Source organism: Salipiger bermudensis (assembly GCF_019801965.1).
Lineage (GTDB): Bacteria > Pseudomonadota > Alphaproteobacteria > Rhodobacterales > Rhodobacteraceae > Salipiger > Salipiger bermudensis_A.
Genome location: NZ_JAHVIA010000003.1, coordinates 355,839 through 379,822 on the forward strand (window position 1 = coordinate 355,839; position 23,984 = coordinate 379,822).

Consider the following 23,984-nt stretch of genomic DNA (forward strand, 5'->3'; position numbering starts at 1 on the left):
CCCCGCTCGCGGCTCAGCCGTAGACCGACTCCTTGCCGAAATGCTTGGTCAGCATGTAGTAGACTACGGCGCGATACTTGTTGCGCTCGGAGCGGCCATAGGTCTCGACCACGGCGTTGATCGCCTCCATCAACTCGGGGCCGTCGGCAAGGCCGAGCTTCTTGACGAGGAAATTGTCCTTAACGGTCTCCAGCTCGCCCGGCTGGCTCGACGCGACGGTCGAGGCGTCGTCGTTGTAGATCGCCGGACCGCAGCCGATTGTGACCTTGGTCAGCAGCGCCATGTCGGGCTCCATGCCGCACTTGCTGCGCAGGTCCTCGGCGTATTTCTCGATCAGCTCGTCTCTCTTGCCCATGTTCGCTCTCCCAGATTATGCGGTCGCGGCCGCCCCCTATCGCCGCAGACACCAACGCTGCGATCGCGGTCAGCTTACCGCTACCAATACGGATAGAAAGGGTTTTTTCGTCGCGACAGGCGGCTTTGGGCGGGGTTAAATCGCTTTGGGATGCACAATTTTGAGTTGTTTCACAAATAATCCGTGACACCGACCCGCTTCGTCACCGAGCATTGTTTCATTCGCGGCGCAACGAAACCGGGCCGTAACAAGCATAACAACAACGGGGATATTCAAGATGAGTTCGGAGACTTTCGTGGTCGCCTACGAGGGCGATCCAGCCGATCCCGCGGTGCTCGACTACGCGATCATCCGCGCCAAGGCCGAGGGCGCCAAGCTGCTTCTGGTGCATGTGCTGGAGTGGTCGGCCTATTCCTTCCTGACGCCTCAGGAAGTCGAGGAGCGCCACGGTCGGCGCAAGAAGGAGCTGTCGCGCGCCAACGAGGTGGTGATGGCGCCGGCACTGCAGAAATGCGAGGCGGCGGGCATCGCCGCTGACGGGGTGATCCGCTACGGGCAGGTCGTCGAGCTGATCCTCGAAGAGACCAAGAAGGCCAGCGCCTCGGTGATCTATGTCGGGCGTTCCGGCTCCCAGTCGATGGCCGCGCGGGTCTTCGGCTCCGTGACGCTGGGCCTTGCCCAGCTGGCGCCGGTTCCTACCGTTATCGTTCCCTGAGCCGAGGAGACCTTCCCTTGTTCAATCGTATCGCTTCGCTCTTCGCGCTCCTCGCCGCAGTGCTGCCTGTCCAGGCCGCGGCACAGGGCATCGATGAAACCATCAACACCATCTTCTCAGACTATACCGGCTGGTACGTGTCGCTGATCTTCGCCGATCTGCCGGGCACCAACTTCTCGTGGATCGCGCTCTGGCTGGTGGTCGCCGCGCTGGTCTTCACGGTCTATTTCGGCGCCATCCAGCTGCGCGGCTTCGCGCATTCGATCTCGCTGGTGAAAGGTGACTACTCCGATCCGCACGATGCCGGCGAGGTCAGCCACTTCCAAGCCCTCGCCACGGCACTCTCGGGCACCGTGGGGCTCGGCAACATCGCGGGCGTCGCCGTCGCGGTGGGCATCGGCGGGCCGGGCGCGACCTTCTGGATGATCATGGCAGGCCTCTTCGGCATGGCCACCAAGTTCACCGAGTGCACCCTCGGCGTGAAATATCGCAACGAGTATCCCGATGGCCGGGTCTCGGGCGGCCCGATGTACTACATCACCAAGGGCTTCGCCGAGCGCGGCCTGCCCGGCGGCAAAATCCTCGCCGTGCTGTTCTGCATCTTCACCATTCTCGGCGCGCTGGGCGGCGGCAACATGTTCCAGGCAAACCAGGCGCATGCGCAGCTCGCCGGCGTGCTGGGCGATTACCCGGGATGGATCACCGGCCTGCTGCTCGCCGCGGTGACCTTCCTCGTCATCGTCGGCGGTATCAAGTCGATCGCCCAGGTGACCGAGAAGGTGGTGCCGTTCATGGGCATCTTCTACGTCGTTGTGTCGCTGATTATCCTGCTGATGAATTTTGACCAGATCGGCTGGGCCTTCGGGCGCATCTTCGAGGGCGCCTTCACCGGGCTCGGGGTTCTGGGCGGCTTTACGGGCGCGCTGATCCAAGGCTTCCGCCGCGCCGCCTTCTCCAACGAGGCGGGCATCGGCTCGGCCGCCATCGCCCACTCGGCGGTGCGCACCAAGGAGCCGGTGACCGAAGGTTATGTCGCCCTGCTCGAACCGTTCATCGACACGGTGGTGATCTGCACCATGACCGCGCTGGTGATCGTCATCACCGGGGTGCTCAACGTCGATCCCGAAACCGGGCTCTACATCTGGAACGCCGAAGCCGGCCGGATCTCGACCTCTGGCGAGGTCGCGGGCGTCGAGCTCACCTCTGCGGCCTATGCCCAGGCCTTCTCGTGGTTCCCGGCGCTGCTTGCCATCGCGGTGGTGCTCTTCGCCTTCTCGACGATGATCTCGTGGAGCTATTACGGGCTCAAGGCCTGGACCTATCTCTTCGGCGAGGGCACGGCCAAGGAGACGGTGTTCAAGGTCCTGTTCTGCCTGTTCATCGTGATCGGCGCCTCGGCCAATCTCGGGCCGGTGATCGATTTCTCCGACGCCATGCTGTTCTCGATGGCGGTGGTCAACGTGATCGCCCTCTACCTGCTGATGCCGATCGTGAAGCGCGAGCTCTCGAGCTATATCAGCCGGCTCAAATCCGGCGAGATCAAGCGCTTCAAGGGCTGAGCCCGGCGCTTCGCAAATGACACTGGCAAACGACAAGAGGGGCGCCTTTCGGCGCCCCTCTCCATTTCTTGCCTGTAGCCTGCAAGCCCGCACCGGCCCCGAGGGAAGAGGGGCGGTGCGAGGCTGCCTCGATGCGCTCCCGGCGTGCCGACCGGAAGGCTCTGTCTGGTTATCCCGCGATCAGAAGGTCAGCTCGAGGCCGACATAATAGGTCCGGCCGGGGCCGTTCCCGGTCGAGGCCCAGGGGGTGTATTCCTCGTCGGTCAGGTTCGAGACCTTGGCCGAGACGAAGAGATTGTCGCTCGCCTCGTAATTGGCAAAGAGATCCCACAGCCCGTAATCGTCGCTGTCGGCTTCGCTGTCGAGCGACACGCCGGCGGCGGTGTAGCTGTAGGTCGCCCCCGTGGTCAGGTCGCCGCCGAGGAAGCGCCGGGCCAGCGTCGCCGAGAAGGTTTCGGGCGGCTGCAGCTCGTAATCGTCATAGCCCGAGGGCGGGGTCGAGTCGGAATGGGTGTAGGACATCGCCGCCGACCACAGCTCGGTGTCATAGGCGGCTTCGAGCTCGATGCCCTGGGTGACGGTGGTGCCGGGGATATTGTCGTAATAGGCCAGCGTGGTCGGCCCGACGGAGGTGTAGCTGTCCTCCTGGACATAGGCCACGTAGTTGTCGACGTTCATCTTGTAGTAGGCGAGGCGTGCGGTGAGGCTGTCGCCCGGCGTGAAGAGGTTCTGCCTGGCGATGTTCACGCCGATCTCGCCGCCTTCCGAGGTCTCGGTCTCGAGATCCGGGTTCGGCCCGAGATAGAGGTTGAAGAAGCCATAGCCGTGGAAGCTCTCCTGCAGCGTTTCCTGCAGCGAGGGCGCGCGGGTGCTGCGCGAGAACGAGACATAGGGCTGCAGCCAGTCATTGACCTGGTAGGCGATGCTGATCTTGGGATCGACCGAGCTGTCGTCGATATCGACATCGCCCGACTGCAGCTCGTTGTCGAGCCGGCCATGCAGGCTGTAATCGCTGTAGCGCAGGCCGGCCATGATCTCCCACGGGCCATTGCTGAAGACGTTCTCGGTGAAGATGCCGAGCGTCTTGGACTCGCCATAGGTCGGGTTTGCCCCGCCCTCGGCCCCGCCCAGCACATCCTCGATATACTCGAAGCCGTTGGTCGAGGTTACGGCCCAGCCGCCGAGCATGAAATCGCTGACATTGGTGATATCGATACCGGTGGTGATGGTCTCCATCTGGCGCCCGACATAGGAGCCGGTGCCGGTGATAGAGCCGGTATATTCGTTGTCGGTCACGGCGCGGTAGAGATTGGCGGTCAGGTTGAGCGCCGGGCTGTGGTCGAGATGGTAGCTCAGCTTGTAGATGTCCGAGGTCATCTCTTGGAAATAGGAGTTCGACGCGTAATCGGCGTTCATCCGGGTTGCAAGGAATTCGAGGCTCTGGGTCTCGGTGAGCTGGTAGCCGGCGCGCAGCAGGTAGCTGTCGAGGTCGCGGTCGGTGTTGTCGACGGTGTTGCCGGCGCCATCCTCGAAGGCATCGGCGGTGGTGCGGGCATAGGCGCCGAGCAGCGAGAAGCGCTCATCGACATAGCCCGCCGCCGCCATGCGACCGAAATTCTCGCCGTTGTCGCCATAGGTGAGCCTGACCCGGCCGCCAGCGCCATAGCCGTCGACGATATCCTCGGCGTCGATCAGGCGGAAATTGACCGCGCCGGCGGAGCCGCTGCCGCCCGCGGTCAGCACCGCGCCGCGGGTGACATCGATGCCCTGCAGAAAGAGCGGGTCGAAATTGGCGTAGCCTTCCGAGGCGTGGCCGTTGAAGCGGAAATTCTGCGGCACGCCCTCGACGGTCATCGCCACCCGGCCTTGGCCCTGAAGGCCACGGATCGAGACCGCAACGCCCGGCTGGCCGGGGTTGAGCCGGGTCTGAACGCCGGGCACCTGCCGCAGCACGTCGTCGATGGAGGCGGTGCCGCCCTGCGCCGTCACCGCGTTGCCCTCGAGCCGCGAGATGTTTTCGCCGGCATAGACCGGGGTTCCGTCCTCGGAATAGCCCAGCACGATGCGCCCAAGGTAATGCGTGTCGGTCACGGCGGCGTCCTGCGCCGCGGCGCTGCCGGTCATCGCCGCAAGCACCAGCGAGATCGCCGTGGCGTTGCGGTAGAGTGCTGCAAGTTTCATCTGTCCCGTCCTTCTTGTCCCTGTTCCGGGCCGTGCGGGCGGTTGCTGCGCCCGCAACGGTCGGACGACCGGCGCTCCGATGCAGATGTCGCGAGGACGGCATGGAAGCGGTCGGCCGCTTTTCATTTCGAAAATGGAAAGCTGGCTGGCGGAACGAAGGGCGGAGCGGTCTCCGCGGGGTTCGGCTGGCAACTGGGATTGCGTTAGCGGTGTCGGACAATAATTGTCAAGTATTTTACTTGGGTATCGGCGGAATGCACGTAAAAGCTGTGCCGCCGCGTCTCCAACCGGCACCATTGAGGGGGATACGACTTAAAACGAAGACGGGCGCCCGGAGACGCCCGTCGGTTCTTGTACGAGGAAAAGAGCCTTACTCGGCGCTGAGAAGCTCCGGCACCGACAGCAGGATGAACTCGTTATGCGCGGCCTCGCCGGGCACACGACCGCCCGAGAAGGGCAGGTTGTTGTCGTTGGCCACGAGGATGTGGGTCTCGTCGACGCGGGCCACGTCTTCGATGGTGAAGAACGGGAAGGTGAAGTTGCCTTCCACCGGCTTCAGACCTTCAAGTGCGACGGCGTCTGGATCGGCGATGTTCAGCAGGTCGATATGGCCGATGCGACGGACATAGCCGTCCGCGTCGATGTCGCTCATGTCGACGAGCACGACGTTCTTCACCCGGGCCGGGTTCGGGTAGCAGGCGGAGGTGTCGGTGGCGCCGTCGGCGCAGGCATTGGCGGCATCGCCCTCGCCATTGTCGCGCTCGATGACCAGGGCGCGGGTCTCGTCGATGAAGTTGAAGTCACCGATGGCGGTCGCGCCCTCGGCCAGCGCGAATTTTACGCTCTCGCCGGTCCATTCCCCTGCCTTGGGGTCGAATTGAATGACGCGCAGGAAGGGGCCCTCGGTCTCGCCACCCTCGAGCAGCAGCGGCTTCTCCATCATCGCCCAGAGCATGTCGGTGCCCGGCTGCAGGGCCATGCCCTCGTAGCCGCCCGAGCGCTGCACCTGAAAATCGGTGCCGGCGGTGGCGGGAACGTAGACGCTGTAGGTGTCGGGGCCGGTCAGGGTCTGGCCGTCGAGCTCGGTGGCGTAGACCTCGCGGACGACGCCATCGAGCGAGGCGCGGATGATGTAGGGGCCGAACTCGTCGCCGATGAAGACCTCGTCGCCGAGCACCTGGATCGACTCGAGGTCGAAATCGGCGCCGGTCAGGTAGCGGCTCTCGGTGCCCTCATAGGCGATGCGGAACGGCACCTTGCCGTCGGGATCGCTGAGGAAGATGGTCTCGCGACGCTCGACGGTGCCGGAGTCGAAATCCGGCGCCATCTTGTGGAAGAACAGCATCGCGTCGGGCGAGTTGCGCTTGTTGCCGAAGCCGTTGTCGGTCAGCGTATACCAGCTGCCATCCTCGGCGCGGGTCATGGCAAAGCCCGACATGCCCTGCACCGGCTGGCCGATGAAGGGCAGCGAGATGCCGGTGTCATGCGCGCCGTAGTTCTTGCCGGTGTTGCCCATGACGGTCATTGGCCGATCGTTGCGGGCGCCCGCGGTATACTTGCCCGAGATCCACAGGTCGCGCGGCGCGTCGGCCGGCGGCTCGACCAGCGACAGCGCCGGCATGTAGGCGTGGCCGGCGAGCGTTGCCGGGAACATCTCTTCGGCGATGGCGATGGCGGGGGCGGCCAGCACATTGGCCAGCGCGAGAACGGAAAGCGAAAGGCGCATTCTTCACATCCTTCTGAGTGACTGAATGCGCCCCAGCTATCGTGGCACGGTAACGCTCCCGTGGCTCTCCGGTGTCAGTTTGGTAACGGTGGCACGGTGTTCAGATCGGGTTCCGATGGCCCGCACCGGCAAGCGATCCGAGCCGCGCTCAGCCGCTGAACACCTGCTCCATCTCGTCTTGCGTCATCTCTCCGGCGCCCTTGCCGCCGGCGATCATGCGTGCCGCAAGCGCCGCCATGCGGGCATTGAGCGTCGCGTCAGCGCCGTGCAGGCGGCCGAGCAGCGCCACCTCGCCATTGAGGTAGTCGGTTTCGACGCTGCCCGCCCCGCGCGCGATGCTCTGCCGGGTCGAGCTGCCCGAGCGCGGCGTGCCCTCGATCTCGACGATCTGCATGAACTCCTTGCGCCGCGGATCGTCGAGCCCGACATCGCGCCACGCGATGTCTGCCGCCTCAAACACCGCCTTCGCCTCGTCCTTCAGCCGGTCGGTGAAGCGCGGCTTGTCGGCGTCGAGCGGCAGCATGGCATCGACGATGTTGCCGAGGTTCATCAGCAGCTTGCCGTATTTCGACTCCATCACCGCCTCTGAGGTGAAGGTGGCGATATTGGCCTTGTCGAGAACCGCTTTCAGCGCCGCATCGGCGGCGTCCGAGCCGACCGGATAGCGGCCGATCTCGAAGAGCCCGTAGCAGGGCCCACCGTGGGTGATGACTTCGCCGGGCTCGAGATAGGTCGCCGGCATCATCACCGTGACGCCATGCACATTGGGGAAATAGCGCAGCGCGGTGCGCTCATTGGCGGTCCCATTCTGAAGGCAGAACAGCGGCTGTTCCGTCATCCCGGCGGCGCGCAGATCTATGAGCGCGGCCTCGGTGTCCTGCCCCTTCACGCAGAGCAGCACCACGTCATCGGGGCGGAAATCGATCTCGGAGGGATGCGCCACGCAGGGAAGATCGACGGTGACGCGGCCCTTGGGCGAGATCATCGTCAGGCCGTGTTCGCGGATCGCCTCGAGCATGCGGCCGCGAGCGATGCCAAGCACCTCGTGCCCCGTCTCGACAAGAGCCGCGCCGACGACACCCCCGATGGCGCCCACGCCGTGAATGATGATCCGCATGTTGCCTTTTCCTTCCCTAGATCCGTCCTGCCGCAGCGCGGCACGGCTCTGATCTATCACGCGGGAAAGCAGGAGCCAGAAAAGAAGACGCCCCGCGCGGGTGGCGGGGCGTCTCGCGATCGAAGGGCCGGCAGCGATGCCCGCCGGATGATCAGTAGCGGTAATGTTCCGGCTTGAACGGGCCTTCCGGCGTGACGCCGATATAGGCGGCCTGCTCGGGCGAGAGCGTGGTCAGCTTGACGCCGATGCGGTCGAGATGCAGGCGTGCGACCTTTTCATCGAGATGCTTGGGCAGGATGTAGACCTTGTTCTCGTACTGGTCGCCGTTCTTGTAGAGCTCGATCTGCGCCAGCACCTGGTTGGTGAACGAGGCCGACATGACGAAGCTCGGGTGGCCGGTGGCGTTGCCGAGGTTCAGCAGGCGGCCTTCCGAGAGCAGGATGATGCGGGCGCCCGAGGGCATCTCGATCATGTCCACCTGGTCCTTGATGTTGGTCCACTTGTGGTTCTTCAGAGAGGCCACCTGGATCTCGTTGTCGAAGTGGCCGATGTTGCCGACGATGGCCATGTCCTTCATCTCGCGCATGTGCTCGATGCGGATCACGTCCTTGTTGCCGGTGGTGGTGATGAAGATGTCGGCGCTCGAGACCACGTCTTCCAGCAGCACCACCTCGAAGCCGTCCATGGCGGCCTGCAGGGCGCAGATCGGGTCGGCCTCGGTGACCTTGACGCGGGCGCCAGCGCCGCGCAGCGAGGCGGCCGAGCCCTTGCCCACATCGCCATAGCCGCAGACCACGGCGACCTTGCCGGCCATCATGGTGTCGGTGGCGCGGCGGATGCCGTCGACGAGGGATTCCTTGCAGCCGTACTTGTTGTCGAATTTCGACTTGGTGACGGAGTCGTTCACGTTGATCGCCGGGAAGGGCAGCAGACCCTTCTTCTGCAGGTCATAGAGACGGTGCACGCCGGTGGTGGTCTCTTCCGAGACGCCCATGATCGCCTCGCGGGTCTTGGTGAACCAGCCCGGGCTCTGCGCCATGCGCTTCTTGATCTGCGCGTGGATCACCTCTTCCTCTTCCGAGGTCGGCACGCCCAGATCCTCGCCCGCCTCGGCACGCGCGCCAAGAAGGATGTAGAGCGTGGCGTCGCCGCCATCGTCGAGGATCATGTTGGCGCCTTCGGGGAACTGGAAGGAGCGATCGAGGTAATCCCAGTGCTCGGTCAGGGTCTGTCCCTTGATCGCGAAGACCGGGGTGCCGCCGGCGGCGATGGCGGCGGCGGCGTGGTCCTGGGTCGAGAAGATGTTGCACGAGGCCCAGCGGACGTCGGCTCCGAGCGCCACGAGGGTCTCGATCAGCACGGCGGTCTGGATCGTCATGTGCAGCGAGCCGACGATGCGAGCGCCCTTGAGCGGCTGCTCTTCGCCAAACTCGGCGCGGCAGGCCATCAGGCCCGGCATCTCGGTTTCGGCGATATCCAGTTCCTTGCGGCCGAACTCGGCCAGTGCGATGTCCTTGACGATATAGTCTTCAGCCATGTTCCGGCGCTCCATTCCTGCATTGCGGATTTGAGGTGGGAGGTAGCATCCCTTGTATTGCCCGGCAACGTGGATCAGAAAATGGCACCAACAGAAGGATAACGCTGCCGCGACGGCAGGGCACACCAGGCGAAGGGCAGGACATGGACGAGGCCGACGCAGTCTACCCCTCGAACGAATACGGGCGCTACTGCGTGCCGAAGGGGCTCGAGAACCGGCCCGCCGCGAAGGCGGTGATCGCGGGCCGCGCCTACGAGCCCGACACGCTGCGCTTCATGCGGAAGCACGCAAGCGACGGCGATATCATCCACGCCGGCACCTTCTTCGGGGATTTCCTGCCGGCGCTCTCCACCGGGCTGGCGGAGGGTCGCAAGCTCTGGGCGTTCGAGCCGAACCCGGGCAATTACGCCGCCGCGCGCGAGACCATCGCGCTCAACGGGCTGAGCAATGTCGAGCTGACCAACGCGGCGCTGTCGAACCGCGACGAAGAGGTGCTGTTCCGCACCCGCGATGAAGAGGGCCGCTCGCTCGGCGGCCTGTCGCATTTCGTCGAGGCGCCTGGGGAGGGGATCGAGCCTGTTGCGGCGGTGATGCTCGATTACACGGTGCCGCTGGCGCGCAAGGTCTCGATCCTGCAGCTCGATGTCGAGGGCCACGAGAAGCAGGCGCTGCGCGGCGCCTGGCATATCGTGCACCGCTGGCGCCCGATCCTCGTGCTGGAGTATTTCCGGCAGGAGGCCTGGATTCGCCGCACCTTCCGGGGCCTCGGCTATGCCCATCGCGGCAAGCTGCACAGCAATCACGTCTACAGCACCGACCCCCTGGAGGTCTGATCATGCCGAAACAGAGCCGCGCCTGGCAACGGATGCTCTCGGGCCGCAGGCTCGATCTGCTCGACCCGACCCCGGTCGATATCGAGATCGAGGACATCGCCCACGGGCTCGCCTTCGTGGCGCGCTGGAACGGCCAGACCGAGGGCGATTTCCCCTACTCGGTGGCCGAGCATTCGCTTCTGGTCGAAGCGCTGTTCAGCCGGATGTATCCCAATGCCACACCGGCCCAGCAGCTCACCGCGCTGCTGCACGACGCGCCGGAATACGTCATCGGTGACATGATCTCGCCGGTGAAGGCGGCGGTGGGGCCGGAATACAAGGAGCTCGACAAGCGGCTCGAGGCGGCGATCCACATCCGTTTCGGCCTGCCGGCGCTCTGCCCGGTGACGCTCAAGAAGCGCATCAAGAAGGCCGATATGGTCTCTGCCTACATGGAGGCAACGCAGATCGCGGGTTTCACCGACGCCGAGGCGAAGAAGTTCTTCGGCCGGCCGGATGATGCGCTGATGGAAGGGCTCGACATCCACCTGCGCCCGCCGGTCGAGGCCCGCCACGCCTTCACCGCGCGCCACGCCGAACTGTTGGAGCAACTGCCATGACCATCACCACCCGCCGTGCCGCGCCGCTCGACGCCCGCCAGATGGCCGAGCTGCTGAACGAGATCATCGAGGCCGGCGGCACCACCGCGCTCACCGACCCGGTGAGCCGCGAGAGCCTGTTGAACAAGATGGAGGCCGACCCGCGCTCGATCTGGCACGTGGCCGAGGATGCGGCGGGCGAGCTGATGGGGTTCCAGTGGATCGAGCCGCATCGCGAACATGGCGAGACCGTGGGCCAGATCGCCACCTTCTCCCGCATCGGCAGGACCGGGCTCGGCATCGGCTCGAAGCTCTTCGAGGCAACCACGCGGGCGGCTCGGGCCGCGGGCTATGCCTGGATCAACGCCGAGATCCGCGCCGACAACGAGGGCGGGCTGATCTATTACCAGAGCCGCGGTTTCGAAGATTACGGCGTCATTCGCGGCTATGTCATGGCCAACGGGCAGGTCGTCGACAAGGTGCTCAAGCGCTACGACCTCTGAGCGCAGCCTCCACAGCGCTCCACCTCATATGACGCGATGCGCTCAGCGCGGCGAGCGCTTGGCGAGGATGCGCTGCAGGGTGCGGCGGTGCATGTTGAGCCGGCGCGCGGTCTCCGAGACGTTGCGGTCGCAAAGCTCGTAGACCCGCTGGATGTGCTCCCAGCGCACCCGGTCGGCGCTCATCGGGTTCTCCGGCGGCGGCGGCAGGTCATCGCCCTTCGACAGCAGCGCGTTGGTGATGTCGGTGGCATCGGCGGGCTTCGACAGGTAGTCGGTGGCGCCGATCTTGACCGCGGCGACCGCGGTGGCGATGGCGCCGTAGCCGGTCAGCACGACGATGCGCGAGTCGGGGCGGCGCTCGCGCAGCACCTCGACCACGTCGAGCCCGTTGCCGTCCTCGAGCCGCAGGTCGACCACCGCATAGGCCGGCGGGCGTGCGGTGGCGATGGCGCGACCCCCGGCAACGGAGTCGGCGGTCTCGACCTCGAAGCCGCGCTTTTCCATCGCCTTGGCGAGGCGTCTCAGGAACGGCTCGTCATCGTCGACAAGAAGCAGCGAGCGATCGTCGCCAAGGTCTTCGATCTTGTGTTCCGACACGTGCGTTCCCTCAACCCTACTTATCCCGCTGATTTAAATATCCCGCGGGGTGGGAAGGGTCAAACCGACTTGTCGCAGTTGTTACATCCGGTCGATGAAGCAGGCCGCTGTGGTGGCGACCTCCTCAGGGGTCTTGTCGCGGCGGAAATATTCGACGAAGCCATATTCGGGCAGCACCAGGTAGGTGAAGGTCGAGTGATCGACGAGGTAGAACTCGTCGTCGCCGTCCTGCTTCTTGTAATAGGTCCGGTAAGCCTGGCTCGCGGCCTGGATCTGCTCGGGCGAGCCGGTCAGGCCGATCATCCGCTCATGCACGTTGTGCGCAAAGTCACCAACCGCCTCGGGGGTATCGCGCTCGGGGTCGATGGTGATGAAGACCGGTGTCACCATCTTGCCCTGCGCCTCGAGCAGGTCGACCGCCTCGGCGTTGCGCACGGTGTCGAGCGGGCAGACATCGGGGCAGAAGGTATAGCCGAAATAGAGCAGCGTCGGCTCGGTGATGACGTCCTTGTCGGTCACCGTCTCGCCTTGCGCATTCACCAGCTCGAACGGCCCGCCGATCTGCCCGGCACCGCCGGCAATGGCCCCCGAGCGGCAGGGCTCGAAGCGGTCGGCCACGTCGGAGGGGCGGGTGACGAACCATATCCCCCCGAGCAAAAGAGCGAGAACGAGTGCGGCGGCGACGGCGGCGATCCAGCGCATGGAGGAGGTCCCGGAGTTGTTTGCGTATCCTGTGCCGCAGACCTAACAATTGCCCGGGCCGGATCAAAGAGACGAAAGCGCGCAGATGGGCGAAGAAGACCTGGGATTGCTGGACGAGGACCAGCGCGGCAATTTCATCCGCCTGCGGACCATGATCGTCCTGCGCTGGGTCGCCATCGGGGGCCAGCTCATCGCCATCTCGGTGGCCCGCCAGCTTTATGAGCTGCAGCTCGAGCTCGGGCTCTGCTACCTCGCGGTGGGCGTGTCGGTGGCCGGCAACCTGGTCGCGATGTTTGTCTTCCCGGAGAACAAGCGCCTGTCGGAGACCGAGAACACGTTGATGGTCATGTTCGACCTGTTGCAGCTGTCGTTCCTGCTGTTTCTCACCGGCGGTCTCAACAACCCGTTCTCGATGCTGGTGCTGGCGCCGGTGACGGTCTCGGCCACGGTGCTGTCGCTGCGCTCGACCATCCTGCTCAACGCCACCGCCTTCGTGCTGGTGACGATCATGGCCTTCGTGCACATCCCGCTGCGCCCGATGAACGGCGAGGTTCTGGAGCTGCCGCAGGTGTTCATCTTCGGCGAATGGGTGGCGATCTCCATCGCGCTGGTCTTCATCTCGGTCTACGCCCGCCGGGTCACCACCGAGATGAACGCGATGTCCGACGCGCTCATCGCGACGCAGATGGCGCTGGGCCGGGCCCAGAAACTCAACGATCTGGGCGGCGTGGTGGCCGCTGCTGCACATGAGCTGGGCACGCCGCTGGCCACCATCAAGCTGACCTCCGCCGAGCTGATCGAGGATCTCGACGATCGCCCCGACCAACAGGAGGATGCACGGCTGATCCGCGATCAGGCCGACCGCTGCCGCGATATCCTGCGCAGCATGGGCCGCGCCGGCAAGGATGACCTGCAGATGCGGCAGGCGCCGCTGACCGAGGTGATCCGCGAAGCCGCCGAGCCGCATGAGGGGCGCGGCAAGGAGATCGGCATCGAGACCCGGCCCGACCCGGACGATCCGGTGGTGCCGCAGATCCTGCGCCGGCCCGAGGTCATCCACGGGCTGCGCAACCTGATCCAGAACGCGGTCGATTTCGCCAGCAGCTCAGTTTGGGTCGAGGCGCTCTGGGATGCCGACAGCGTCACGGTGCGAATTCTCGATGACGGCGCGGGCTTCCCGTCGCACCTGATCGGGCGGCTCGGCGACCCGCTGCTGCGCCGGCGGCGCAGCGAAGCCGACCGGCGGGCGCGGCCGGAATACGAGGGCATGGGGCTGGGCCTGTTCATCGCCAAGACCCTGCTCGAGCGCAGCGGCGCCGAGCTCAGCTTCGCCAACGCTGCGGAGCCGTCCTCCGGCCGGGCGCCGGGTCCGAGGACCGGCGCCATCGTCGAGGTGGTCTGGCCCCGCGCCAGCATCGTGCCGCCGGCGAGCCCGGTTGGCACCGGCATGGGCGAGAACCAGCCTTTCCGACCGTGAATGCGCGCAGCGTCTCGCAAGCTTTAACCTTGGGTTAATCTTGGCTTAACCCGGAGTTAACTCTTTATGCTGTAGCGGTTGAGCTGGGACAACCTCAGGAATATGCACCGTGGTCGAACCAGTGCTTGCTCTCTTCACCGGGCTCGGGGCCGGCGGCGCGGCGTTTCTTGCCGGATGGCTGGTCAGTCACGCCGGTCGCCGTGCGCCGGAGCCGCCGCCCGGGATGGCGGCGGATGCGCCCATCACGATGGTGCTGCGCGACGGCCTGGTGACCGAGAGCTCGTCGCAGGCGGATCGCCTGCTCGAGCGCAGCGGTGACGACGCGATCGGCTGGGCCGAGGTCGCCGCCGCGCTGCAGCCGATCTTCGGCACCCTGCCGCCGGATCTGCTGCACCGCGCGACGAGCCTCGCAGCCGAGCAGGATCCCCAGACCCGGCTCACCGTGATCCCCGAAGACGAGACCGTGCGGCTCATCCTGCGCGTGCCGCCGCTTCCGGCCGGAGAGGCCTTGCGCCTGCGCAGTCATGAGCCGGAGCTGGCGCGGCTGCGGCGCATCGTGGCGCGCGCCCCGCTCGCCATCTGGATGACCGACACGGATCATGCGCTGACTTGGAGCAATGCGATCTACGAGGATCTGCGCGCCCAGGTCGGCACCGCGCCCTTCGCGGTGCGCCCGGATCCTGCGCAGGCGCTGCGCGTCACCCGCACCAGCGTCGGCAGCGTCGAGGCCGAAACGCTGTCGTGGTACGAGGTGCAGTCCTGCCGGCTCTCGGACGGTTGGTTGCATTACGCCCAGAACATCGACGCGGTGATCGCGGCGGAGACCACGCAGCGCAATTTCCTGCAGACATTGACCCGGATCTTCGCGCATCTGCCGATCGCGCTCGCGGTATTCGACAAGGAGCGGCGGCTGGTGCTGTTCAATCCCGCGCTGCTCGATCTCACGCAGCTGCCCGCGGATTTCCTGACCGGGCGGCCGAACCTGCTCAGCTTCTTCGACATGCTGCGCGACCGGCAGGTCCTGCCCGAGCCGCGCGATTATCGCAGCTGGCGCGACAAGCTCGGCGAGGTCATCGCCGCCGCCAGCAGCGACCATCATGTCGAGACCTGGTCGCTGCCCTCGGGAGCCACCTACCGGATGACCGGGCGGCCGCATCCTGATGGTGGTATCGCCTTCCTGTTCGAAGACATCAGCGCCGAGGTGAAGCTCACCCGGCATTTCCGACAGGAGCTCGAGACCTCGCAATCGGTGCTCGACAGTCTCGAGGATGCGATCGCGGTGTTCTCGCGGCTCGGAACGCTGGCGTCCTGCAATGCCGCCTACCGCGAGATGTGGGGCGCCGATCCGGAGGAGAGCCCTGCCGATCTCGGCATCGGCGAGGCCACCCGCACCTGGCAGGCGGCGTTCCGGCCAAGCCCGATCTGGTCGGAGCTGCGCGATTTCGTGACGACCCAGCGTGAACGTGCCGCCTGGGATGCGGAGCTGGTGGATCTCGATGGGCGCAGGCTGCGCTGCCACGCCGAGCCGCTGCCCGGCGGTGCGACGCTGGTGCGCTTCGCCCCGCTCGCCGCGCCGCAGCCGGAGGCGCTGGCGACAAGCTGAACGAAGGGGCGCGGATCGCTCTTGCACCGGCGGGGCGGGGCGGTATCTTCGCCGCCATGACCTCGCCGCGCGCCGTCCTCACCCTGACCTCGCCCGAGGCGACCTGTGCCCTCGCCGGAAAGCTGGCGACGCGGCTCTCGCCCGGCGACGTGCTGCTGCTCTCGGGCGGCATCGGGGCCGGAAAGACCCATTTCGCCCGCTGCCTGATCCACGCCCTGCAAGACGCGCCGGAGGATGTGCCCTCGCCGACCTTCACGCTGGTGCAGGTCTACGACACCGCCGCCGGCGAGCTCTGGCACGCGGATCTCTATCGCCTCTCCGACCCGGATCAATGCGAGGAGCTCGGCCTCGCCGATGCCTTCGAGACCGCGATCTGCCTTGTCGAGTGGCCCGACCGGCTCGAGGATCTCGCCCCGGCCGACGCGCTCTCCCTGAGCTTCGACGTCGGCGTAGCGGAGGACAGCCGCGCGCTGGCGCTCGACTGGAGCGATCCGCGCTGGGCGCCCATCGTGGCGGAGCTGACCGCATGACCGATACCTTCCTCGCTGAGGCCGACTGGGCCGATGCCACCGTAGCGCCGATCGCCGGAGATGCCTCCACCCGCCGCTACACGCGGCTCGCCAAGGGGGCGGAGCGCGCCATCCTGATGGACGATCCCGAGGGCGACACCGCGCTCTTCGCCCGGCTCTCTCGGCACCTGCGTTCGCTCGGGCTCAGCGCACCAGAGATCTATGCCGAAGCGCCGGGAAAGCTGCTGCTCGAGGATCTGGGCGATGGTCTGATCGCCCGGCTCGCCAGCGATCCCGGCACAGAAAAGAGGCTCTATCTCGCCGCAACCGACGCGCTGATCGCCCTCCATCGCCACGCGCCGCCGCCGGATCTGCTCGAAGCGACGCCGCGAACCCTCGCGGCGATGACCGACCTCGCCTTCACCTGTTATGCCAGCAATGCCGGCCAGACCCCGCAACCCGGCACCGCCGAGGCCTGCGCCACCGCCTTCGAGCGCGTGCTCGCAGCCCACGCGCCCGATACCGACGTGATGATCCTGCGCGACTATCACGCCGAAAACATCCTCTGGCTGCCCGAGCGCGAAGGCCGCGCCCGCGCCGGTCTGCTCGATTTCCAGGACGCGCTGCAAGGCCACCGCGCCTATGATCTCGTCTCGCTGATCGAAGACGCCCGCCGCGATGTTTCCCCCGAGACCGCAGAGGCCGCGATCCGTCACTATCTCGATCAAACCGGCCTGCCCGAGGCCCCCTTCCGCACCGCCCTCGCGGTGCTCGGCGCGCAGCGCAACCTGCGCATTCTCGGCGTCTTTGCCCGGCTGGCCGCGACCCGGGGCAAGCCCGGCTATATCGACCTGATCCCGCGCGTCTGGGGCCACCTGCAGGCCGATCTGCGCCATCCGGCCCTTGCGGAGGTCGCCGCGATCCTGCATCCGGCGCTTCCCGCGCCCACGCCCGAGATCCTGCAAAGGCTGAAATCCCCATGCCCGACGCCCTGATGCTCTTCGCCGCCGGTTTCGGCACCCGCATGGGCGCCCTGACGGCCGACCGCCCGAAGCCGCTGATCGAGGTGGCGGGCAAGCCCCTCATCGACCACGCGCTGGACCTGGCCGAGGGGTTCGGCCCGCTGCGCCGCGTCGCCAACGCGCATTACCGTGCCGACCAACTCGAGGCGCATCTCGCACCCCGCGATGTGGCTGTCTCGCGCGAAGAGCCCGAGATCCTCGACACCGGCGGCGGCCTGCGCCTGGCGCTTCCGCTGCTCGGGGCCGACCCGGTCTTTACCCTCAACACCGACGCCGTCTGGTCCGGCCCCAACCCGCTGCGCCTGCTGGCCGAGGCCTGGGATCCCGCGCGCATGGACGCGCTGCTGCTCTGTGTGCCGCTTGGCAGCGCCATCGGGCGCAAGGGCGGCGGCGATTTCGAGATCGCCCCGGGCGGTCAGCTCCAGCGCGGCGGAGACTTCGTCTATACTGGTGCGCAGATCGTCAGGACCGACACGCTTCAGGCTGTATTAGAGCCTGTTTTCTCGCTGAACCTGCTTTGGAACCGGATGGCCGAAGAGGGCCGACTTTTCGGTCTGCCCTATCCCGGGAAATGGTGCGACGTGGGCCATCCCGAGGGCATCCGCCTCGCCGAAGAGATGCTGGCGACCGATGTTTGAGCCCTCCGTCGCCCCCCGCGTCTTTGCCGTCGCGCCCGGCATTGATTTCCCCGAGGCACTGGTCGCGGGGCTCTGCGCGCGCATGCAGGGCCAGCCGCCCGAGGCGATGGCGCGGGTCGAGCTGATCGTCAACACCACCCGCATGGCGCGGCGCATCCGGCAGATCTTTGATCGCGGCGCGGCAACGCTGCTGCCGCGCATCCGGCTCCTGAGCAATGTTGCCGACCCGATCGCGCTGGCGCATCTTCCGGCGCCGGTCTCGCCGCTCCGGCGGCGGCTGGAGTTGACGGGGCTGGTCTCGAGCCTGCTCGATGCGCAGCCCGATCTCGCCCCTCGCACCGCGCTTTTCGATCTCGCCGACAGCCTCGCCACGCTGATGGACGAGATGCAGGACGAGGGCGTCTCGCCCGAGGATATCGCCGCGCTCGATGTCAGCGACGAGTCCGGCCACTGGCAGCGCGCGCTGAGCTTTCTCAACATCGTGCAACGCTATTTCGACAGCGCCGAGGATGCCCCCGACACCACCGCGTTTCGCCGTCTTGCGCTGAAACAAAGATTGTCGGACTGGGAGGAACACCCGCCCGAGCACCCAGTGATCCTGGCCGGTTCCACCGGCTCGCGCGGCGGCACCAACGAGCTGATGCGCGCCGTGGCGCGGCTGCCGCAGGGCGCACTGGTGCTGCCGGGGTTCGATTTCGATACGCCCGACAGCGTCTGGCACGGGCTGACCGATGCGCTCTCGAGCGAGGATCACCCGCAGTTCCGCTTCGCCAAGCTGATGAACGATCTCGGGATGCAGGCCGAAGAGGTGCTGCGCTGGTCCGCAGCCGAGCCGCCGAGTGCGGCGCGCAACCGGCTGATCTCGCTGGCGCTGCGTCCGGCGCCCGTCACCGACCAGTGGCGCGACGAGGGGCCGATGCTGCCCGACCTGATCGCCGCCACCGAGGATCTGACGCTGGTCGAGGCCGCCTCGCAGCGCGACGAGGCCACCGCCATCGCCCTGCGCCTGCGGCAGGCCGCCGAGGAGGGGCTGACGGCGGCGCTGATCACCCCGGACCGGATGCTGACCCGGCAGGTGACGGCGGCGCTCGACCGCTGGAACATACTGCCCGACGATTCCGCCGGCACACCGCTGCAGCTCTCGCCGCCGGGGCGTTTCCTGCGCCACGTTTCGACCCTGTTCCAGCAGGATCTGACCGCCGAGGCGCTGCTGACGCTGCTCAAGCACCCGCTCTGCCATTCCGGCCACGACCGGGGCGAGCACCTGCGCGCCACCCGCGAGCTCGAGCTGCATATCCGCAAGCAATCCTGGCCCTATCCGCGCCCCGAGCTGATCCGCGCCTGGGGCGTGGCGGAAACGAACGAGGACTGGGCCAACTGGGTCGCCGAGTGCTTCTGCCAGCCGCCCCAGCGCGGCAAGCGTGCGCTGTCGGACTGGATCGAGGAGCATGTCGCCCGCGCGGAAGCCATTGCCGCAGGGCCAAAGGGGGACGACTCCGAGCTCTGGAAGGAGGCCGCCGGGCGCAAGGCGCGGTCGGTGGTCGAGGGGCTGCGCGAGGAGGCCGGTTTCGGCACCGATCTCGACGCGCGCGACTATGGCGATCTCTTCGCCGCGATCCTGCAGCAGCACGAGCTGCGCGACCGCGACGCGCCGCACCCGCGCATCCTGATCTGGGGCACACTCGAGGCCCGCGTCATGGGGGCCGATCTGCTGATCCTCGGCGGGCTCAACGAGGGCTCGTGGCCGGAGCTGCCGGGCGCGGATCCGTGGCTGAACCGCCGGATGCGGTACAAGGCGGGGCTTCTGGTGCCCGAGCGGCGCATCGGGCTCGCGGCGCATGATTTCCAGCAGGCGGTGGCCGCGCCGCAGGTCTGGCTGACCCGCGCGATGAAATCCGACGATGCCGAGACGGTGCCCTCGCGCTGGCTCAACCGCCTGATGAACCTGATGAACGGCCTGCCCGACCGCAGCGGGCCGCAGGCGCTGGCGGCGATGAAGGCGCGTGGCAGTCATTGGCTGGCGCTGGGGCGCGCGCTGGAAAAGCCGCAGCCGAGCCCGCCCGCGACCCGGCCCTCGCCGGCGCCGCCAAGGGAGGCGCGCCCGGTCAGCCTCTCGGTCACCGAGATCAAGCACCTGATCCGCGACCCGTTCCACATCTACGCCAAGAGGGTGCTGAAGCTCTCGCCGCTCAACCCGCTGCAGCGCGCCCCCGACGCTCTGCTGCGCGGCATCCTGATCCACGAGGTGCTCGAGGAGTTCGTCAAGGAGAGCCTTGCTGACCCGACGCAGCTCACCACCGAGGCCCTGCTCAGGCGCACAACGGCGTTGATCGGTGACCCGGAGCGCGTGCCTTACCCGACCACGCGGCATCTTTGGCAAGCGCGGCTCGGGCGGGTGGCGGAGTGGTTCGCCGAGACCGAGCAGGATCGCCAGAGCATCGCCCGCCCGGCGCATTTCGAGATCATGGGCCATGCCGAGATCCCGGCGCTCGGCTTCACCCTGCGCGGCAAGGCCGACCGGATCGACATCGACAACCGCGGCGGCGCGCATCTCTACGATTACAAGACCGGCGCGGCCCCGACCGAGAGCCAGCAGCGCCATTTCGACAAGCAGCTGCTGCTTGAGGCGGCGATGGTCGAGCGCGGGGCGTTCAAGGATCTGCAACCGCGACACACCGAACGGGCCGTGTTTGTCTCTGTTGCGAGCAATCCCCGCGAGGTGCCGGCGCCGCTCGAGGAGATGCCGGCGCAGCAGGTCTGGGCCGAGTTTGAGACGCTGATGACCCGCTGGTTCGAGCCTGAGCGCGGCTATACCGCCCGCGCCGCATTGGTGCGGGAGAAGGACGTGTCGGAATATGACCACCTGTCGCGCTTCGGCGAATGGGATGTGATCGACGAGGCCGACCGCGAGGTGCTGGAATGAAGCGCGACGAGGCGACCGAAGCGCAGGTTCGGGCGGCAAGGCCGGATCTGTCGACCTGGCTTTCGGCCAATGCGGGCTCCGGCAAGACCCGCGTGCTCACCGACCGAGTGGCGCGGCTGCTGCTTGACGGGGTGCTGCCCGAGCACATCCTGTGCCTGACCTACACCAAGGCCGCCGCCACCGAGATGCAGAACCGGCTGTTCCGCCGTCTCGGCGCCTGGGCGATGCTGGATGACGAGGCGCTGCGGACCGAGCTGCGCCAGCTCGGGCTCGACGGGCCGCTGCCGCCCGAGCGGCTGGCCGGTGCCCGCACGCTGTTTGCCCGCGCCATCGAGACGCCGGGCGGCTTGCGCATCCAGACCATCCACTCTTTCTGCGCCTCGCTCTTGCGGCGCTTTCCGCTCGAGGCCGGGGTCTCGCCGCAGTTTCACGAGATGGAGGACCGCGCGGCCCAGCTTTTGCGCGCCGAGGTGCTCGACAGGCTCTCGGAAGGCCCGCAACAGGCTCTGGTCGCCGAGCTTGCGCGCTTCCTGACCGACGACCCCGACAAGCTGCTGGCCGAGATGTGCCGCAACAAGGAGGCCTTCTTGCCGGCGCGGTCGCGCGAGGAGATCCTCGCGATGTATGGGCTTTCGCCGGATGACAGCGAGGAGGCGCTCTTGGCCTCGGTCTTCCTCGGTGGCGAGGTCGAGTTGCTGCGCGAGGTGGCGGCGGCGCTGGCCGGCTCGGGCAAGAACGACCAGAAGGCGGGTCTGCAACTGGCGCGGATCGGCGGCCCCGATCTCGACGCGCTGCAGATCCTCGAGGGCGTGCTGCTCACCGGCAAGGCCGCCAAGGAGCCGTTCACCGCCAAGATCGGCAGCTTCCCCACGAAGGCGCTACGCAGCGGCGCGCTCGAGCCCTTGATGAACAGGCTCGAAGACCTCATGCGCAGGGTCGAACAGGCGCGTCAGACCCGCCTTGCGCTGGGCGCGGTCGGGCGCGAGCTGGCGCTGCACCGCTTCGCGCAGGCCTTCCTGCCCGCCTACGAGACCGAGAAGCAGCGCCGCGGCTGGCTCGATTTCGACGATCTGGTGATCCGCGCCCGCGATCTGCTCTCCGACGAGCGGGTGGCGGAATGGGTGCTCTACCGGCTCGACGGCGGCATCGACCACATCCTCGTCGACGAGGCGCAGGACACCTCGCCGGTGCAATGGCAGGTGATCGAGCGGCTGGCGCATGAGTTCACCTCCGGTGAGGGCGCGCGCGCCGATGTGCGGCGCACGATCTTCGTAGTGGGTGACAAGAAGCAGTCGATCTACTCCTTCCAGGGCGCCGACCCGCGCGAGTTCGACCGCATGTGCGACGAGTTCGCCGAGCGCCTGCAGCGCACCGAGGCGCCGCTTAGCCGGATGATGCTGGAATACAGCTTCCGCTCCGCCGAGCCGATCCTGCGGCTGGTCGACAACACCTTCGACGGGCGCGAGGCGGCGGGGTTCTCGCAGGATCAGAAGCACCGCGCTTTCAAGTCGGAGATGCCCGGCCGGGTCGATCTCTGGCCGCATGTGGAGCCGACCAAGGACGACGAGGAGGAGGCCGACTGGTACGAGCCGGTCGACCGGGTCGGCCAGCGTCATCACGCGGTGATCCTCGCCAACCGCATCGCGGGCTTCATCGACCGCACCATCGGCACGCCGCTGCCGGAAGAGATCGGCCATAGCGGCAGTTACAAGACCCGCCCCGCCCATGCCGGCGATTTCCTGATCCTCGTGCGCGGGCGCGGCACGCTGTTCTCCGAGATCATTCGCGCCTGCAAGCAGCATGGCCTGCCGATCGCCGGGGCCGACCGGCTCAAGGTGATGTCGGAGCTGGCGGTGAAGGATATCGGGGCGCTGCTGGCCTTCCTTGCCACGCCCGAGGATGACCTCTCGCTCGCCACCGCGCTGCGCTCGCCGCTCTTCGGGCTGGGCCAGCAGCAGCTTTTCACGCTGGCGCAGGGCCGCAAGGGCTATCTCTGGGCCGAGTTGCGCAAGAACAGAGACGCTTTCCCGCGTGTGATGTCGGTGCTCGACGATCTGCGCAGCGAGACGGATTTCCTCCGCCCCTACGATCTCATCGAGCGCATCCTGACCCGCCATGACGGGCGCAAGCGGTTGCTCGGACGGCTTGGCGAAGAGGCCGAGGACGGCATCAACGCGCTGCTCGCGCAGGCGCTGGCCTACGAGCAGACCGAGGTGCCCTCGCTCACCGGCTTCCTCGAGTGGATGCAGACCGACGATCTCGAGATCAAGCGCGCCCCCGACAGCGCGGGCAGCCGCATCCGGGTGATGACGGTGCACGGTGCCAAGGGGCTCGAGGCGCCGATCGTGATCCTTCCCGATTGCGCCGAGCCCAACAGCCAGATCCGCGACAGCCTGCTCGAGGGCGAGACCGGCACGGTCTGGAAGGCCAGCGCCGAGGGCCAGCCGCAGGTGCAGGCGCAGGCGCTTGCCGAGGCCAGGGAGGCCGGTCAGCGCGAACGCGACCGGCTGCTCTACGTGGCTCTGACCCGGGCGGAGAAGTGGCTGGTGGTCGCCGCCGCCGGCAAGCTCGGCAGCCAGGGCAACGCCTGGTACGATCAGGTGCGGCTTGGCATGGAGCGCTCGGGCGCCGAACCCACCGAGTTTGGCTTTGGCGGCTGGGGCAGCGGCGAGGGGCTGACACTGGGCCGCGCCGACTGGAGCGACCTGCCGCACGAGACCGTCGAGGAGGCCCCGCGTGTCGAGGCGGAGCTGCCCGAGATCTTCCGCCATCCCGCGCCGGTGCCGGAGGCGGCAACCGAGGCGGTCTCGCCCTCGAACCTTGGCGGCCCCAAGGCGCTGGGCGGCGAGGCCGGCGACGACACCGAGGCCGCGATGCTCCGTGGTACCGTCCTGCACCTGCTGCTCGAGCATCTCTCGGCCTTGCCGTCGGAGGCGCGCCCCGGTGCGGTGCCGCATGTGCTGGCCATCGCCGAGGAGCTGCCGGAAGAAACAGAGCGGCTCGCCGGGGAGGCCATCGCGGTGCTCGACACGCCCGCGCTGGCGCCGTTCTTTTCCCCCGGCAGCCTCGCCGAAGTGCCGATTTCCGCCAGCATAGAGCCTGTCGGGCGCATTCACGGCATCATCGATCGGCTGCTCGTGACGCCCGACAAGATCATCGCGGTCGACTTCAAGTCGAACCGGACGGTGCCTGCGACGGCCGCCGAGGTCCCCGAGGGGCTGCTGCGCCAGATGGGCGCCTACGCGGCGGCGTTGGCGCAGATCTGGCCGGGACGCGAGGTGGAAACGGCGCTGATCTGGACAGCGACGCAAAGCTACATGGCACTGCCACACGATCTTGTGTCTGCGGCGCTGGCCCGCGCTACAACGGCTTGACCTCCTGCCGGGCCATACCTACCTTCCCGCCTCAA

Annotated in this window: 19 protein-coding genes; 12 read left to right on the forward strand and 7 right to left on the reverse strand. The window is 67.0% G+C overall.

Features of this window, described 5'->3' with window-relative positions:
• Positions 1-13 precede the first annotated feature (13 nt).
• Complete coding sequence (locus tag KUV62_RS08750) at positions 14-355, reverse strand: DUF2853 family protein (RefSeq protein ID WP_222603300.1); 342 nt, start codon at positions 353-355, stop codon at positions 14-16.
• Positions 356-632: 277 nt separating this feature from the next.
• Here KUV62_RS08750 and KUV62_RS08755 point away from each other — a divergent pair, with 277 nt between their 5' ends.
• Positions 633-1,070, forward strand: coding sequence for a universal stress protein (locus tag KUV62_RS08755; RefSeq protein ID WP_222603301.1), 438 nt, complete (start codon positions 633-635; stop codon positions 1,068-1,070).
• 17 nt (positions 1,071-1,087) lie between these two features.
• Positions 1,088-2,629 (forward strand): alanine/glycine:cation symporter family protein, encoded by a 1,542-nt coding sequence (locus KUV62_RS08760; RefSeq protein WP_222603302.1) that lies wholly within the window; start codon positions 1,088-1,090, stop codon positions 2,627-2,629.
• 180 nt (positions 2,630-2,809) lie between these two features.
• On the opposite strand, the gene KUV62_RS08765 is transcribed toward KUV62_RS08760, so the two are convergent.
• The 4 genes from KUV62_RS08765 to ahcY form a co-directional block, all read right to left on the reverse strand.
• On the reverse strand, positions 2,810-4,810 hold the full coding sequence (locus KUV62_RS08765; RefSeq protein ID WP_222603303.1) for a TonB-dependent receptor domain-containing protein: 2,001 nt from the start codon (positions 4,808-4,810) through the stop codon (positions 2,810-2,812).
• A gap of 370 nt (positions 4,811-5,180) precedes the next feature.
• Entirely contained in the window at positions 5,181-6,536 is a 1,356-nt protein-coding gene (locus tag KUV62_RS08770; protein WP_222603304.1) for an esterase-like activity of phytase family protein, read from the reverse strand.
• Between the two features lie 148 nt (positions 6,537-6,684).
• Positions 6,685-7,653, reverse strand: coding sequence for a ketopantoate reductase family protein (locus tag KUV62_RS08775; RefSeq protein WP_222603305.1), 969 nt, complete (start codon positions 7,651-7,653; stop codon positions 6,685-6,687).
• 151 nt (positions 7,654-7,804) lie between these two features.
• A complete protein-coding gene (gene ahcY / locus KUV62_RS08780) occupies positions 7,805-9,190 on the reverse strand; it encodes an adenosylhomocysteinase (protein WP_222603306.1) in 1,386 nt (461 codons plus the stop codon).
• A 143-nt stretch (positions 9,191-9,333) separates the two neighbouring features.
• On the opposite strand from ahcY, the gene KUV62_RS08785 reads away from it, so the two are divergent.
• The 3 genes from KUV62_RS08785 to KUV62_RS08795 are packed head-to-tail and all read left to right on the forward strand — an operon-like array spanning position 9,334 to position 11,104.
• Positions 9,334-10,023, forward strand: a complete 690-nt coding sequence (locus KUV62_RS08785; RefSeq protein ID WP_222603307.1) for an FkbM family methyltransferase — start codon at positions 9,334-9,336, stop codon at positions 10,021-10,023.
• A 2-nt stretch (positions 10,024-10,025) separates the two neighbouring features.
• Positions 10,026-10,622 (forward strand): HD family hydrolase, encoded by a 597-nt coding sequence (locus KUV62_RS08790; RefSeq protein WP_222603308.1) that lies wholly within the window; start codon positions 10,026-10,028, stop codon positions 10,620-10,622.
• Positions 10,619-11,104 (forward strand): GNAT family N-acetyltransferase, encoded by a 486-nt coding sequence (locus tag KUV62_RS08795; protein ID WP_222603309.1) that lies wholly within the window; start codon positions 10,619-10,621, stop codon positions 11,102-11,104. The genes KUV62_RS08790 and KUV62_RS08795 overlap by 4 nt, the downstream gene beginning before the upstream one ends.
• A gap of 42 nt (positions 11,105-11,146) precedes the next feature.
• Here KUV62_RS08795 and KUV62_RS08800 read toward each other — a convergent pair whose 3' ends face one another.
• Positions 11,147-11,701, reverse strand: coding sequence for an ActR/PrrA/RegA family redox response regulator transcription factor (locus KUV62_RS08800; protein WP_007795793.1), 555 nt, complete (start codon positions 11,699-11,701; stop codon positions 11,147-11,149).
• A gap of 81 nt (positions 11,702-11,782) precedes the next feature.
• The gene (locus KUV62_RS08805; protein WP_222603310.1) at positions 11,783-12,403 is read right to left on the reverse strand and encodes an SCO family protein; all 621 of its coding nucleotides are present in this window, start codon (positions 12,401-12,403) and stop codon (positions 11,783-11,785) included.
• Between the two features lie 85 nt (positions 12,404-12,488).
• Between KUV62_RS08805 and regB the strand changes: the two genes are divergently transcribed.
• From regB to addA, 7 genes are all read left to right on the forward strand, one after another.
• The gene (gene regB, locus KUV62_RS08810) at positions 12,489-13,880 is read left to right on the forward strand and encodes a sensor histidine kinase RegB (RefSeq protein WP_222603311.1); all 1,392 of its coding nucleotides are present in this window, start codon (positions 12,489-12,491) and stop codon (positions 13,878-13,880) included.
• 109 nt (positions 13,881-13,989) lie between these two features.
• On the forward strand, positions 13,990-15,483 hold the full coding sequence (locus KUV62_RS08815) for a PAS-domain containing protein (protein WP_315901568.1): 1,494 nt from the start codon (positions 13,990-13,992) through the stop codon (positions 15,481-15,483).
• A 56-nt stretch (positions 15,484-15,539) separates the two neighbouring features.
• Positions 15,540-16,013 carry a tRNA (adenosine(37)-N6)-threonylcarbamoyltransferase complex ATPase subunit type 1 TsaE gene (gene tsaE, locus KUV62_RS08820; RefSeq protein WP_222603312.1) on the forward strand — a complete coding sequence of 158 codons (474 nt, stop codon included), beginning with the start codon at positions 15,540-15,542 and terminating at the stop codon, positions 16,011-16,013.
• Positions 16,010-16,987 carry an aminoglycoside phosphotransferase family protein gene (locus KUV62_RS08825; RefSeq protein WP_222603313.1) on the forward strand — a complete coding sequence of 326 codons (978 nt, stop codon included), beginning with the start codon at positions 16,010-16,012 and terminating at the stop codon, positions 16,985-16,987. Before tsaE ends, KUV62_RS08825 begins: the two co-directional genes overlap by 4 nt.
• A complete protein-coding gene (locus KUV62_RS08830; RefSeq protein ID WP_222603314.1) occupies positions 16,972-17,652 on the forward strand; it encodes a nucleotidyltransferase family protein in 681 nt (226 codons plus the stop codon). The genes KUV62_RS08825 and KUV62_RS08830 overlap by 16 nt, the downstream gene beginning before the upstream one ends.
• Positions 17,645-20,575, forward strand: a complete 2,931-nt coding sequence (gene addB, locus KUV62_RS08835; RefSeq protein ID WP_222603315.1) for a double-strand break repair protein AddB — start codon at positions 17,645-17,647, stop codon at positions 20,573-20,575. Before KUV62_RS08830 ends, addB begins: the two co-directional genes overlap by 8 nt.
• On the forward strand, positions 20,572-23,949 hold the full coding sequence (addA, locus tag KUV62_RS08840; RefSeq protein ID WP_222603316.1) for a double-strand break repair helicase AddA: 3,378 nt from the start codon (positions 20,572-20,574) through the stop codon (positions 23,947-23,949). Before addB ends, addA begins: the two co-directional genes overlap by 4 nt.
• The last annotated feature ends 35 nt before the right edge of the window (positions 23,950-23,984 follow it).

Excerpts from the sequence above, each read along its gene's own strand:
- KUV62_RS08750 (WP_222603300.1), bottom strand. The coding sequence starts at position 355 with ATGGGCAAGAGAGACGAGCTGATCGAGAAATACGCCGAGGACCTGCGC.
- KUV62_RS08755 (WP_222603301.1), top strand. The coding sequence starts at position 633 with ATGAGTTCGGAGACTTTCGTGGTCGCCTACGAGGGCGATCCAGCCGAT.
- KUV62_RS08765 (WP_222603303.1), bottom strand. The coding sequence starts at position 4,810 with ATGAAACTTGCAGCACTCTACCGCAACGCCACGGCGATCTCGCTGGTG.
- KUV62_RS08770 (WP_222603304.1), bottom strand. The coding sequence starts at position 6,536 with ATGCGCCTTTCGCTTTCCGTTCTCGCGCTGGCCAATGTGCTGGCCGCC.
- KUV62_RS08775 (WP_222603305.1), bottom strand. The coding sequence starts at position 7,653 with ATGCGGATCATCATTCACGGCGTGGGCGCCATCGGGGGTGTCGTCGGC.
- ahcY (WP_222603306.1), bottom strand. The coding sequence starts at position 9,190 with ATGGCTGAAGACTATATCGTCAAGGACATCGCACTGGCCGAGTTCGGC.
- KUV62_RS08785 (WP_222603307.1), top strand. The coding sequence starts at position 9,334 with ATGGACGAGGCCGACGCAGTCTACCCCTCGAACGAATACGGGCGCTAC.
- KUV62_RS08790 (WP_222603308.1), top strand. The coding sequence starts at position 10,026 with ATGCCGAAACAGAGCCGCGCCTGGCAACGGATGCTCTCGGGCCGCAGG.
- KUV62_RS08795 (WP_222603309.1), top strand. The coding sequence starts at position 10,619 with ATGACCATCACCACCCGCCGTGCCGCGCCGCTCGACGCCCGCCAGATG.
- KUV62_RS08805 (WP_222603310.1), bottom strand. The coding sequence starts at position 12,403 with ATGCGCTGGATCGCCGCCGTCGCCGCCGCACTCGTTCTCGCTCTTTTG.
- regB (WP_222603311.1), top strand. The coding sequence starts at position 12,489 with ATGGGCGAAGAAGACCTGGGATTGCTGGACGAGGACCAGCGCGGCAAT.
- tsaE (WP_222603312.1), top strand. The coding sequence starts at position 15,540 with ATGACCTCGCCGCGCGCCGTCCTCACCCTGACCTCGCCCGAGGCGACC.
- KUV62_RS08825 (WP_222603313.1), top strand. The coding sequence starts at position 16,010 with ATGACCGATACCTTCCTCGCTGAGGCCGACTGGGCCGATGCCACCGTA.
- KUV62_RS08830 (WP_222603314.1), top strand. The coding sequence starts at position 16,972 with ATGCCCGACGCCCTGATGCTCTTCGCCGCCGGTTTCGGCACCCGCATG.
- addB (WP_222603315.1), top strand. The coding sequence starts at position 17,645 with ATGTTTGAGCCCTCCGTCGCCCCCCGCGTCTTTGCCGTCGCGCCCGGC.
- addA (WP_222603316.1), top strand. The coding sequence starts at position 20,572 with ATGAAGCGCGACGAGGCGACCGAAGCGCAGGTTCGGGCGGCAAGGCCG.